11 protein-coding genes are annotated in these 11,998 nt (G+C 72.6%); 7 read left to right on the top strand and 4 right to left on the bottom strand.

The features are described 5' to 3' along the window. The first annotated feature begins 114 nt into the window (after positions 1-114). Positions 115-516 carry a peptide-methionine (R)-S-oxide reductase MsrB gene (msrB, locus tag ACWEJ6_RS10465; protein WP_352325044.1) on the top strand — a complete coding sequence of 134 codons (402 nt, stop codon included), beginning with the start codon at positions 115-117 and terminating at the stop codon, positions 514-516. Positions 517-711: 195 nt separating this feature from the next. On the opposite strand, the gene ACWEJ6_RS10460 is transcribed toward msrB, so the two are convergent. From ACWEJ6_RS10460 to hemG, 3 genes are all read right to left on the bottom strand, one after another. Beyond that, on the bottom strand, positions 712-1,713 hold the full coding sequence (locus ACWEJ6_RS10460; RefSeq protein WP_452422882.1) for a hypothetical protein: 1,002 nt from the start codon (positions 1,711-1,713) through the stop codon (positions 712-714). A 171-nt stretch (positions 1,714-1,884) separates the two neighbouring features. Further along, positions 1,885-2,586 (bottom strand): hydrogen peroxide-dependent heme synthase, encoded by a 702-nt coding sequence (gene hemQ, locus ACWEJ6_RS10455; protein WP_352365611.1) that lies wholly within the window; start codon positions 2,584-2,586, stop codon positions 1,885-1,887. 5 nt (positions 2,587-2,591) lie between these two features. Further along, entirely contained in the window at positions 2,592-3,995 is a 1,404-nt protein-coding gene (gene hemG / locus ACWEJ6_RS10450; RefSeq protein ID WP_452422880.1) for a protoporphyrinogen oxidase, read from the bottom strand. Positions 3,996-4,102: 107 nt separating this feature from the next. On the opposite strand from hemG, the gene ACWEJ6_RS10445 reads away from it, so the two are divergent. Continuing rightward, the gene (locus tag ACWEJ6_RS10445) at positions 4,103-5,056 is read left to right on the top strand and encodes a DUF4349 domain-containing protein (protein WP_452422878.1); all 954 of its coding nucleotides are present in this window, start codon (positions 4,103-4,105) and stop codon (positions 5,054-5,056) included. A 3-nt stretch (positions 5,057-5,059) separates the two neighbouring features. Here the strand turns inward: ACWEJ6_RS10445 and hemE are convergent, their stop codons facing one another. Further along, positions 5,060-6,058, bottom strand: a complete 999-nt coding sequence (gene hemE / locus ACWEJ6_RS10440; protein ID WP_358285965.1) for a uroporphyrinogen decarboxylase — start codon at positions 6,056-6,058, stop codon at positions 5,060-5,062. A 654-nt stretch (positions 6,059-6,712) separates the two neighbouring features. On the opposite strand from hemE, the gene ACWEJ6_RS10435 reads away from it, so the two are divergent. The 5 genes from ACWEJ6_RS10435 (at position 6,713) to ACWEJ6_RS10415 (ending at position 11,861) form a co-directional block, all read left to right on the top strand. Continuing rightward, entirely contained in the window at positions 6,713-7,309 is a 597-nt protein-coding gene (locus tag ACWEJ6_RS10435) for a DUF3000 domain-containing protein (RefSeq protein WP_352365603.1), read from the top strand. Between the two features lie 45 nt (positions 7,310-7,354). Further along, positions 7,355-8,569 carry an HRDC domain-containing protein gene (locus ACWEJ6_RS10430; protein ID WP_452422876.1) on the top strand — a complete coding sequence of 405 codons (1,215 nt, stop codon included), beginning with the start codon at positions 7,355-7,357 and terminating at the stop codon, positions 8,567-8,569. A 132-nt stretch (positions 8,570-8,701) separates the two neighbouring features. Continuing rightward, the gene (locus ACWEJ6_RS10425; protein WP_358284758.1) at positions 8,702-9,847 is read left to right on the top strand and encodes a Gfo/Idh/MocA family protein; all 1,146 of its coding nucleotides are present in this window, start codon (positions 8,702-8,704) and stop codon (positions 9,845-9,847) included. Next, positions 9,844-11,004: a DUF993 family protein gene (locus ACWEJ6_RS10420; RefSeq protein WP_452422874.1), complete on the top strand. Its 1,161-nt coding sequence runs from the start codon at positions 9,844-9,846 to the stop codon at positions 11,002-11,004. Before ACWEJ6_RS10425 ends, ACWEJ6_RS10420 begins: the two co-directional genes overlap by 4 nt. Next, positions 11,001-11,861: a sugar phosphate isomerase/epimerase family protein gene (locus ACWEJ6_RS10415; protein ID WP_452422872.1), complete on the top strand. Its 861-nt coding sequence runs from the start codon at positions 11,001-11,003 to the stop codon at positions 11,859-11,861. Before ACWEJ6_RS10420 ends, ACWEJ6_RS10415 begins: the two co-directional genes overlap by 4 nt. The last annotated feature ends 137 nt before the right edge of the window (positions 11,862-11,998 follow it).

Raw genomic sequence — 11,998 nt, 5'->3', positions numbered from 1 at the left:
ACCCCTTGGCAGGAGGCGATGACACCCCCTTACCGACAAAGACGCGAATTCGGCCGAGAAAGGATGCTTCACCCTGCGGAGATCTCTTTTTGCCGGATCTCGTAGTCTGGACGCATGGACAAGGTGGTCAAGAGCGAGGCCGAATGGCGGGCCAGGCTCTCTCCTGAGGAGTTCCACGTGCTCAGGGAGGCCGGGACCGAGCGCCCGTTCACGGGGGAGTACGTCGACACCAAGACCGAGGGCGTGTACTCGTGCCGCGCCTGCGGCGCCGAGCTGTTCCGGTCCGACACGAAGTTCGAGTCGCACTGCGGATGGCCGAGCTTCTTCGAGCCGTCGGGGTCGGAGGCGGTGAGGCTGATCGAGGACAACAGTCACGGCATGGTGCGCACGGAGGTGCGCTGCGCCCGCTGCGACTCCCATCTCGGTCACGTCTTCCACGGCGAGGGTTATCCGACGCCGACCGACGACCGTTACTGCATCAACTCGGTCTCACTGAGGCTCGAACCCAAGGGGTGATCGATCAGCGACAGAGCGTACCGATCGTCCACAAGGGGTAGGGGCCTGCTTGTGGGCCGTGTCCATCTTCGCCACCGCTGGGTGACGATTGAGACGATCGGGCGTGTCGTGACTCAGCGGTGTGAGGTGTGCTCGAAGACGAGGGTCCGGGTGCGCTAGCCCGCCTCGGCGGCTCCCGCGGTTTCCCGGCGCACGTCAGTTCGGCCGGGGGTACGTGACACGGCAGCTGTGGTCGGACGGGCCCAGGATGTTGGCGAGGACGGGGTTCCCGTTCTCGCCGAACTCCGCCTGCACGAACACGATCGGACGCTTCACGCCGTTCGCCCTGAGGTACTCCAGGCCGCGTTTGCACAGCGTGATGGCCGCGGCGGAGTTGTCGGCGCTGTCCGGTAAGTTCGTGTAAATGCGCAGATATCCGCCTACGGTGCGGATGTCCTTGAGGTGTTTCATCGCCTTGTCGCCCCGCCCCCAACGGGCGCGGAAGTACTCGGCGGCCTCCCGGTCGGTGTGCCGCGACGGTCCGTCGGCCTTGTAACCGGCCGAGTCGCCGCCCTTCGCCGCGCCCGGGTCGTCGGCCTCGGGCAGGCTGACCTGCGCGTCGCCGGTCTCGGTCTTCCCCGTGACGGTGTCCGGCTTGCCCTGGACGGCGTCCGGCTCCGCGGCGGGGTCGGCGGCGCCGGTCCTGGCGGGCGTCCCTGAGCCGGCGGGGTCGGCAGTGGCCGGCGTGCTCGGCCGGGCCTGGCCCTTCGGCAGCTCGCGCGCCTCCGCGGCGCCCTTGCCGCTGGCCGGCGCCCGTCCCGGGTTCGCCGGGACGCCGCCCTCGGCCGCCGGGTCCTGCCGGGCCGTGGCGCCCTCCGCGCCGGCCGGGGCTCCGGAGGCGGCGACCGTGCCGCCGAACGCGCCGTTCAGGCCGAGCAGCAGCGCCACTCCCCCGGCCAGCGCCACCGCGCCCGCGGCCAGGCCCCGTGTTCCCGCACGCCCGCGCCGCCGCCGCCCACGCCGCCCGCGTCCCGCACGCACCTCCGCCGGGCCGCCGGTCACCCGCGCGTGACCCGTACGCGCCTCAGCCCGGCCGCCGGTGCGGGGCTCCGCCCGGTCGCCGGGCTGCCGGGCGGACGGTGTCGTGTCCCGTAACGCCGCATGACGGCCTGGCGCGCGCCGGCGCCCGGGGCCCTGACCTTCCGCGGACTGTTCCACCCGGCCCTCCTAGCCCCTGCGTGGACCGTGCCACCGACGTCACGCCACCGAAAGGGAATTCACCCTCGATTGTGACAAAGGGGATAGATCACTTCAGGGAGATCGTCAAGTTGGCCCCGACGTTCCTCGCTGCCTCGGGCCGCCCCGGGCCGCCCCGGGCCGCCATGACCGCTAGGGCAGGGCCGCGACGAGCTCCTGCACCGGCTTGCGGGCGCCCGTGTAGAACGGGATCTCCACGCGGGTGTGGCGGCGGGCCTGCGCGCCGCGCAGCGTGCGCATCAGGTCGACGATGCGGTGGAGCTCGTCGGCCTCGAACGCCAGCATCCACTCGTAGTCGTTGAGCGAGAAGCAGGCCACGGTGTTGGCCCGCACGTCGGGGTAGTCGCGGGCCATCCGGCCGTGCTCGGCCAGCATCGCCCGCCGCTCGGAGTCCTCCAGCAGGTACCACTCGTAGGAGCGCACGAACGGGTAGACGCTGACGTACGCCCGCGGCTCCTCCTCGGCCAGGAAGGCCGGGATGTGGGACTTGTTGAACTCGGCCGGCCGGTGGAGCGCCATGGCCGACCAGACCGGCCTGCTGTGCCGGCCGAGGCCGGTGCGGCGGAACCGGGAGTAGACGTCCTGGAGGTCCTCGGGCGTGGGAGCGTGCCACCAGAACATGTAGTCGGCGTCGGCACGGAAGCCGGCGACGTCGTAGACCCCCCTGGTCACGACGTCCTTGCCGGCCGCCTGTGCGAGCAGCTCCTCGACCTCGTCGGCCATGTTCTCCCGGTTGCCCGGGACCTGCTCGGTCACCTGGAAGACCGACCACATGGTGTAACGGATCACCTGGTTGAGATCGCGGGCCTTCGGCCGCGGCGCGCCCTCTGTCATGTCCTTCATTCTCCTTCTCGCGACAGGTGGTCCAGAATCCGGGCCGCGGCCGTGCGGGCGGTCGCGATGCAGGCGGGGACGCCGATGCCGTCGTAGGCCGCGCCGCACACGGCGAGCCCGGCGGCGCCCGAGACCGCGGCGCGCACCCTGGCCACCCGGTCGAGGTGGCCCACGTTGTACTGCGGCAGCCCGCCGCCCCAGCGGGTGACCCGGCTGTCGACCGGCAGGCCGCGCACGCCGATCACGTCGGCCAGCTCGGCCGTGGCCAGCGACACCAGCTCGGCGTCGTCGCGCTGGAGCAGGTGCTCCTCGCCGATCCTGCCGACCGAGCAGCGTACGAGCAGCAGGTCCTGGGCCAGATGGGGCCACTTGACCGAGCTGAACGTCACCGCCTTGACCGGCCGGCCCTCCACCGGCGGCACCAGGTAGCCGCTGCCGGTCGGCGGCTGCGGGAGCGCGTCGATCGGGTAGGCGAGCGTGACGACGGCCATGCTGGCGTACTCGATCCTGGTCAGCTCGGCGGCGGCCTTGGGCACCTCGGCCTTGAGCAGGCGGGCGGCGGCGGGCGCGGGCGTGGCCAGGATGACCGCGTCGGCCTCGATCACCTCGGGCCGCGGCACCGGCCCGGCGACCAGCCGCCAGCCGTGCTCGGTGCGGTGGAGCTCGCGCACGGTCACGCCGGTACGGACGTCGGCCCCGGACGCCTTGGCCACCGCCTCGGGCAGGCCGCCCAGGCCCTGGCGCAGCGTCGTGAAGACCGGCCCGCCGTTCTTGGGCGCGTCCTCGACGATGTGCCGGGCGGCGCTCAGCAACGAGCGCTCGGCCCTGGCGACGGCCGCGACCTGCGGCATCGTCGCCTCCAGCGACAGCATGTCGGAACGGCCGGCGTAGACCCCGCCGAGCAGCGGCTCGACCAGGCGCTCGACGATCTCACCGCCCATCCTGGCCCGGATGTAGGAGGCCACGGACACGTCGGTGCGCACCAGCGTGGGCGGCAGGACCTGGTCGAGGGGCACCCGCAGCAGGCCGCCGGGCGAGACGATGCCGGACCTGGCCAGCTCCGCCAGGTCGGCCGGCACGCCCATGACGTGCCCCTTCGGCATCTGCCGCAGCGCGCCCCTGGAGTAGACGGCCGACCGCACGGTGCCGGGCAGGACCAGCTCGTCCTCCAGCCCGACGGCCTTGGCCAGCTCGACGCCCTCCGGCCGGCGGGCCAGCATGGCCTCGGCCCCGGCGTCGAGGCTCACCCCCGCGACCTCGGAGGCGTGCAGCTTGCCGCCGAGGCGGGGGCTGCCCTCCAACACGGTCACCTTGACCTGCTCGCTCGTACCCTGACGGAGGAACCACGCGGCCGCCAGGCCGGAGATCCCACCGCCGATGACGACGACGTGCGCCCGTTTCCCTTCCACGTCTCCTGACGCTACCGCCTCGGCAGACCGCCCAGCTGATCGGGGCACGTGACCCTACCGTGATGTATGTCGCCAAACCGGGGTGATCCAGTTTCCGTCATAAGGGCATGAGGAGAATCCGGTTAGGCATCGCGCTCTCGGCCTGCGCCACTCTGCTGCTCGCGGGCTGCGGCGGCGGCAACGTCGAGATGGCGTCGGGCGGCTCGCCCGCGGTGGCCTCGCAGGGCATGGCCGCCCCCGAGGCGCGGGACCTGGCCGCGCCGAAGAGGCAGGCCGCGCCGCAGGACGGCGACAGCGCGGTCTCCGGCGTCAAGCCGGCCCAGCGGCAGCCGGACCGGCAGGTGATCTACACCGGCAGCATGACCGTGCGCGCCAAGCAGGTCACCTCGGCCGCGCAGCAGGCCAAGCAGCTCGTCACGGCGGCGGGCGGCTACCTGTCGAAGGAGGAGGCCGAGTCGGCCGGCGACACCGAGGACTCGGCCCTGCTGGAGTTCAAGATCCCGCCTGCCCGGTACGCCGACGTGACCGCCAGGCTGGGCAAGGAGCTGGGCAAGCAGCTCTCGATGACCCAGGGCACCCAGGACGTCACCCTCCAGGTCGCCGACGTCGAGAGCCGGCTGAGGTCGGCGCAGAAGTCGCTGGAGTCGCTGCGCACGCTGCTGAAGAAGGCCGAGACCATCGGGCAGGTGCTGGAGGTGGAGCGGGAGATCAACTCCCGCGAGGCGGACCTGGAGGCGTTGCAGGCCCAGCAGAAGGAGCTGGCCACCCAGGTCGCGATGGCCACGCTGACGCTCCGGCTGGTCGGGCCGGTGACCGTGGTCGAGGACCCGGCCGAGGAGCCGGCGGGCTTCCTCGGCGGGCTGAAGACCGGGTGGGAGGCGCTGGTGTCGTTCACCAAGACTGCGCTGACCGTGGTCGGCGCGCTGCTGCCGTGGCTGCTCGTCCTGGCGCCGCTGGTGGCCGTGGCGGTGTTCCTGGTGCGGCGCAACCGCGCGCGCCGCCCCACGCCCCCTGCCGCGCCGGAGCCCGAGCCCGCCGAGCCCGGGCCGTCGGCGGCGTGAGGGTCAGGCGCCCGCTTCGTGCACCAGGTCGGTCAGGCGCTTGAGCTGGTCGGGGTCGGTCGAGGGGAGCACGCCGTGGCCGAGGTTGAACACGTGCCCCTCGGCCGCCGCGCCGCGCCGCAGCACCTCGCGGGCCCTGCGCTCCACGACCTCCCACGGCGCGAGCAGGATCGCCGGGTCGAGGTTGCCCTGCAGCGCCTTGCCCGGCCCGACGCGCCGGGCCGCCTCGTCGAGCGGCACCCGCCAGTCGACGCCCACGACGTCGGCCCCGGCCTCGCCGAGCACGCCGAGCAGCTCGCCGGTGCCCACGCCGAAGTGGATGCGGGGCACGCCCGCGACGCCCTCGAAGATGCGCCGGGTGTGGGGCAGGACGAACTCGCGGTAGTCCTCCGGGGCCACCGCGCCCACCCACGAGTCGAACAGCTGGATCGCCGAGGCGCCGGCCGCGATCTGGATGCGCAGGTGCTCCAGCACGATGTCGGACAGGCGTTCCATGAGGGAGTGCCACAGGGCGGGCTCGCCGTACATCATGGCCTTGGTGCGGTCGTGGTTCTTCGACGGGCCGCCCTCGATGAGGTAGGACCCGAGCGTGAAGGGCGCGCCGGCGAAGCCGATCAGCGGGGTGCCGCCCAGCTCGCCGACCAGGGCTGAGATCGCCTCCGTCACGTACGGCACGTCGCCCGGCTCCAGCGGGCGCAGTGCCTCCACGGCCCGCGCGTCGCGGATCGGGTCGGCGACGACCGGGCCGACGCCCGGCTTGATGTCGAGGTCGACGCCGATGGCCTTGAGCGGGACGACGATGTCGCTGAAGAAGATGGCCGCGTCGACGCCGTAGCGGCGCACGGGCTGCATGGTGATCTCGACGATCAGGTCGGGCGTCGCGCAGGCGGTGAGCATCGGCACACCCTCGCGGACCTTCAGGTATTCGGGCAGCGATCGCCCGGCCTGCCTCATGTACCAGACCGGGGTGTGCGGGACGGGCTGCCTGCGGCAGGCGCGCAGGAAGGCTGAGTCGGCGAGATTCACCCTCCAAGGGTGCCATGGCACCCGATCGGCCGGGACATCGGCGCGGGGGTGACCGGATCGGCCCGGACATCGGCGCGGGGTGTCGGAAAAACATGCATTGGATACCCAAAATCATGATCAGATAGCCAGATGAAGGTTTACCGGTCTGCCCGGCAGCGGCGTCGCACACGGGTCGAACACACCCCATGCCCGCCCAGAGAGCCGGTCTCGACTGGACCAAATGTTCACCAACCCACCGCGCGGCACCGATTCAGCGACCACTTTCGGGACACGCCGAGCGCGTTGCGGGGAATTGTCAGCGGCTCGTGCCAACGTCGGAGCCACGACCCGAAGAAAGGCCCCGGTTCGATGACTGGTGCGATGACCGCGTTGTGGAGTTCCCCGGAGGTTCGCAGCGAGCGCTGTGCTGCCTGCGCCGGCGAGCGGCTGTTCGAGCAGCCGCCCTGCTTCGACGGACACGGTCCTGGCGAGTGCCCGGAATGGGCCTGCGCCGAATGCGGCCACGCGATCCTGCTCGGCTCGGCCGAGACCACCCGACCGGTTCGCCAGCTGGTTACGGCAGCGGCTTGATCACCAAGGATGAGCACCCCCGTGGTCCCCTTCCGTCCGTCCTCGACCTACGCTTCGGCTATGACCCTCGGTGACCAGCCACCGCCGCCCGCCGCGTTCACCCGCGCGGCGCAGAGCCTGCGGCTGTCCGAGGTCAGGCCGGAGATCGAGCTGGAGGACCTCCCCGCGCCGCAGCGGCTGGCCCCCTACTCGGCCGCCATCGGCGCCTCGGTCTACCGCGACGACGACGAGCTCGCGGTCGGCCGGCTGATCCTGCTCTACGACCCCGACGGCCAGCGCGGCTGGGAGGGCCCGTTCCGGCTGGTGGCCTACGTCCGGGCCGACATGGAGCCGGAGATCACCTCCGACCCGCTGCTCGGCCCGGTCGTGTGGAGCTGGCTGACCGAGGCCCTGGAGGCGCACGAAGCCGACTACTCCGCCGCGGGCGGTACCGTGACTAGAGCCGTGTCCGAGGGCTTCGGCAACAAGGCGGAAGACCCGGTCACGACCGAGCTCGAGCTGCGTGCGTCCTGGTCGCCCGCCGAGGAGGATCTGTCCGGCCACGTCGCCGCCTGGTGCGACCTCATGTGCCTGGCGGCGGGGATCCCGCCGCTCCCGCCCGACGTGGCCGCGCTGCCGCGCCGACGTGATGATCCGGAGAGTGACCGTACGAAGTGAGGGCACCAGTCAAGACAGCACCAGCGTCATGAGGTCGGTGAGCTCATGACAGAAGAACGCATCGTCGAGCCCCTGCTCGAACCCCGCGAGGGCATCCCCCCGGTGATCGCCGACGCGCACGGGCTGGCACGGGTCGTCGACGCCTTCGCCGCGGGCACCGGGCCCGTGGCGGTCGACGCCGAGCGCGCCTCCGGCTACCGCTACGGCAACCGGGCCTACCTGGTCCAGCTCCGCCGGGCCGGCGCCGGCACCGCGTTGATCGACCCGGTCGGCTGCCCCGACCTGTCGGCGCTCGACGCCGCGCTCACCGGCACCGAGGTCGTGCTGCACGCCGCGTCCCAGGACCTGCCGTGCCTGATGGAGGTCGGCTTCAAGCCGCGCGAGATCTTCGACACCGAGCTGGCCGGCCGGCTGCTCGGTTACGAACGCGTCGGGCTCGGCACGATGGTCGAGACCGTGCTCGGGCTGCGGCTGGAGAAGGGCCACTCGGCCGCCGACTGGTCCACCAGGCCGCTGCCGGAGGACTGGCTGCGCTACGCCGCCCTCGACGTCGAGGTGCTGGTCGAGCTGCGCGACATGCTCCACGAGGAGCTGGCCGGGTCGGGGAAGCTGGAGTGGGCGCGCGAGGAGTTCGCGGCCGTGCTCAACACCCCGCCGCCGGCGCCGCGCTCCGACCCGTGGCGGCGTACGTCGGGCATCCACAAGGTGCGCAACGTGCGCGCGCTGGCCATCGTGCGCGAGCTGTGGACCATGCGCGACACGATCGCCAGGGAGAACGACCTGGCCCCCGGCCGGGTGCTGCCCGACGCCGCGATCGTCACCGCCGCCCTTGAGGGGCCCCGCACGAAGAAGGCCCTGACCGAGATCTCGGCCTTCACCGGCCGCAGCGCCCGCCGGTACATGAACGACTGGCTGGCCGCCGTCAACCGGGCGCGGACGTTGCCCGACGCCGAGCTGCCCCAGCCGAGCACGCCCGGCGACGGTCCGCCCCCGCCCAACCGCTGGGCCGACCGCGACCCGGCGGCGGCCAAGCGTCTGGCGGCGGCGCGGGCCGTGGTGGCCGCGCTGGCCGAGGAGCACCGCATGCCCACGGAGAACCTGCTCCAGCCCGACGCGGTGCGCAGGCTCACCTGGGAGCCACCCGCTGAGATCAGCGACGAGAGCGTGACCACGCGACTGCGGGCGCTCGGGGCGCGTGAGTGGCAGCTCTCGCTCACGGCCCATCCCATCGCCAAGGCGCTGGCCCGGCTCGACGGCTAGCTCCCTTCGCCGGCGTACGGGCGGAGGGCCCGCCTCCGCCCGCCGGCGTCACCGTCCCACTTGACGCTCGGAGGGGGACGGCCGTACGTTTCGGGAAAGCGCTTTCCCCATCCGTTGCCTGAAGGGATCCCCATGAGCGTGCGCACCATCGGCGTCGTGATGAACGGCGTCACCGGACGAATGGGCTATCGCCAGCACCTCGTCCGTTCCGTCCTGGCCATCAACGAGCAGGGCGGCGTCACGCTCTCGGACGGCGACCGGGTCAGGCTGCGCCCGGTCCTGGTCGGCCGGAACGCCGACAAGCTCGCCGACATCGCCGACCGCCACGGGATCCCCGACTTCACCACCGACCTCGACGCCGCCCTCGCCGACGACGACAACCTGATCTACTTCGACGCCCAGGTCACCAGCGCCCGCGTCAAGGCCGTGCTCAAGGCCATCGAGGCGGGCAAGCACGTCTACGCCGAGAAGCCCACGGCCGAGTCGGTGCAGGAGGCCGTCGCGCTGGCCGAGGCCGCCACGGCCAGGGGCGTGAAGAACGGCGTCGTGCAGGACAAGCTGTTCCTGCCGGGCCTGCTCAAGCTGAAGCGGCTGATCGACGGCGGGTTCTTCGGCCGGATCCTGTCGGTGCGCGGCGAGTTCGGCTACTGGGTGTTCGAGGGCGACTGGCAGGAGGCGCAGCGCCCGTCCTGGAACTACCGGGCGCAGGACGGCGGCGGGATCGTGCTCGACATGTTCCCGCACTGGCACTACGTGCTGGAGAACCTGTTCGGCCGGGTCCGGTCGGTCTACGCCAAGGCCGTGACGCACGTCCCGTCCCGGGTGGACGAGCAGGGCCGCGCGTACGAGGCCACCGCGGACGACGCCGCGTACGGCATCTTCGAGCTCGAAGGGGACGTGATCGCTCAGATCAACTCCTCCTGGACGGTCCGCGTGAACCGCGACGAGCTGGTCGAGTTCCAGGTGGACGGCACGCACGGCAGCGCCGTCGCGGGCCTGCGCAACTGCCGCTTCCAGCACCGGGCCGCCACCCCCAAGCCGGTCTGGAACCCCGACCTGCCCGCCACGGCCCGCTTCCGCGACGACTGGCAGGAGGTGCCGGACAACGCCGAGTTCGACAACGGGTTCAAGGTCCAGTGGGCGGCGTTCGTCCGGCACGTGCTGGAGGACGCGCCGTTCCCCAACGACTTCGCCTCGGGGGCGCGCGGCGTGCAGCTCGCCGAGCTGGGCCTGCGCTCGAACGCCGAGGGCCGCCGGATCGAGGTGCCGCAGCTGTGAGGATCGACCTGCCGGGCGGCGCGTACGAGCTGCGCGAGCCGGTGACCTGGCCGGCCTCGGCCGCCCCGGCCGCGAGCCGGGCGGTCTACGCGGCCGCGCACGTCGTCGCCGACCCGCTCGGCGACAACACGCCGGGCTCCCCCGCCGCCGTGGACTGGGAGGCCACGCTGCGCTTCCGCCGCCACCTGTGGTCGCACGGCCTGCGGGTGGCCGACGCCATGGACACCGCCCAGCGCAACATGGGCCTGGACTGGGCGGCGACCAGGGAGCTGATCCGGCTCAGCGCCGCGGAGGCGCGCGCCTTCGGCGACCCGGCGGCGCTGGTGGCCTGCGGCGCGGGCACCGACCACGCGCCCGGCGCCGCCGACCTGCACACGATCACCGCCGCGTACGCCGAGCAGGTGGAGGCCGTCCAGGCGGCCGGGGCGGGCGTGATCGTCATGGCCTCCCGGCAGCTGGCCAGGGTGGCGGCCGGGCCCGCCGACTACCACCAGGTGTACGGCAAGGTCCTCGGCCTGGCCGACCGCCCGGTGATCCTGCACTGGCTGGGCGAGATGTTCGACCCGCAGCTCGCCGGCTACTGGGGCGCGCCGGACGTGGACGCGGCGACGGAGTCGTTCCTGGAGCTGGTCCACGCCCACGCCGCCGTGGTGGACGGCGTCAAGGTGTCGCTGCTGGACGAGGAGCACGAGGTGCGGCTGCGCGCCGCGCTCCCCGAGGGCGTCCGGCTCTACACCGGCGACGACTTCAACTACCCCTCCCTCATCAGGTCGGGCTCGCACGCGCTGCTCGGCATCTTCGACGCGATCGCCCCGGCCGCCGCCGCCGCCCTGCGCGAGCTGGACGCCGCCGAAGCAACCAGTGGCGAGGAGGCGGCCCGCCACCTGGCCCGCTACGACGAGATCCTGGCTCCCACGGTCGCCCTGTCGCGGAAGATCTTCGAGGCGCCGACGTACCACTACAAGACCGGCATCGTCTTCCTGGCCTGGCTCAACGGCCACCAGGACGCGTTCGCCATGGTGAACGGCGCCCAGTCGGCGCGCTCGCTGCGCCATCTGGCTGAGGTGTTCCGGCTGGCCGACCAAGCCGGGCTGCTGGCCGACCAGGAGCTGGCCGTGCGCAGGATGACGGCGCTGCTGGCGGTGAACGGCCTGTGAGCCTGTCGCTGAACCAGTGGACGACCAGGCGCTGGTCGGTCGCCGAGGCCGTGGACGGCTGCGCGCGGCACGACCTGGAGGCGATCGGGCTGTGGCGCGAGAAGGTGGCCGAGGAGGGGCTCGCGCGCAGCGCCAAACTGGTGCGCGAGGCCGGGCTGCGGGTGTCCTCGCTGTGCCGGGGCGGCTTCCTCACGGCGGGCGGGCTGCCCGGCGAGGAGGGGCGGCGCGCGTTCGAGCGGGCGCTCGACGACAACCGGCGGGCCGTGGACGAGGCGGCCGAGCTGGCGGCCGCGTGCCTGGTGATGGTGGTCGGCGGGTTGCCGGGGGTGCGGCCGGGCGAGCCGCTGCCGCCCGGTTTCTCCAAGGACGTCGCCGGTGCGCGGGAGCGGGTCGCCGAGGCGCTGTCGGTGCTGGCGCCCTACGCCGGCGAGCGCGGCGTCAGGCTGGCGCTGGAGCCGCTGCATCCGATCTACTGCCCCGACCGGGCGGTGCTGTCCACGCTGGGCCAGGCGCTCGACCTCAGCCTGCCCTACCCGGAGGAGCAGGTCGGGGTGGTGGTGGACACCTTCCACGTGTGGTGGGACCCCAGGCTGGCCGAGGACGTCGCGCGGGCCGGGCGGCGCATCGCGTCGTACCAGGTGTGCGACTACCTGCACCCGCTGCCCGCCGACGTGCTGCTCGGGCGGGGCATGATGGGCGACGGGGTGATCGACTTCGCGCCGATCACCCGGGCCGTGCTGGCCGCCGGCTACACGGGCGACATCGAGGTCGAGATCTTCAACGCCGACGTCTGGGCGGCCGACCCGGACGAGGTGCTGGCCACGATGAAGACCCGCTACGCCGAGCTGGTGGTCTAGAGCCTGTCTCGAAGTGTTGATCAACGGCGTGTCGTAGCCGGACACGCGAAGAGGTCTCCGGCAACGGGTTCAACGACCAGGAAGAACCAGCGCCCCGGAGACCTCGTGGCCACCTTGGCGGTGACGCGGCGGTTCGA

The sequence above is a fragment of the Nonomuraea sp. NPDC004702 genome, from assembly GCF_053601695.1.
Note: the sequence above shows the minus strand (reverse complement) of the source record. Positions and strands in the feature narration are given on the sequence as shown.

Excerpts from the sequence above, each read along its gene's own strand:
- msrB (WP_352325044.1), top strand. The coding sequence starts at position 115 with ATGGACAAGGTGGTCAAGAGCGAGGCCGAATGGCGGGCCAGGCTCTCT.
- hemQ (WP_352365611.1), bottom strand. The coding sequence starts at position 2,586 with ATGACAGAGGGCGCGCCGCGGCCGAAGGCCCGCGATCTCAACCAGGTG.
- ACWEJ6_RS10445 (WP_452422878.1), top strand. The coding sequence starts at position 4,103 with ATGAGGAGAATCCGGTTAGGCATCGCGCTCTCGGCCTGCGCCACTCTG.
- ACWEJ6_RS10435 (WP_352365603.1), top strand. The coding sequence starts at position 6,713 with ATGACCCTCGGTGACCAGCCACCGCCGCCCGCCGCGTTCACCCGCGCG.
- ACWEJ6_RS10430 (WP_452422876.1), top strand. The coding sequence starts at position 7,355 with ATGACAGAAGAACGCATCGTCGAGCCCCTGCTCGAACCCCGCGAGGGC.
- ACWEJ6_RS10425 (WP_358284758.1), top strand. The coding sequence starts at position 8,702 with ATGAGCGTGCGCACCATCGGCGTCGTGATGAACGGCGTCACCGGACGA.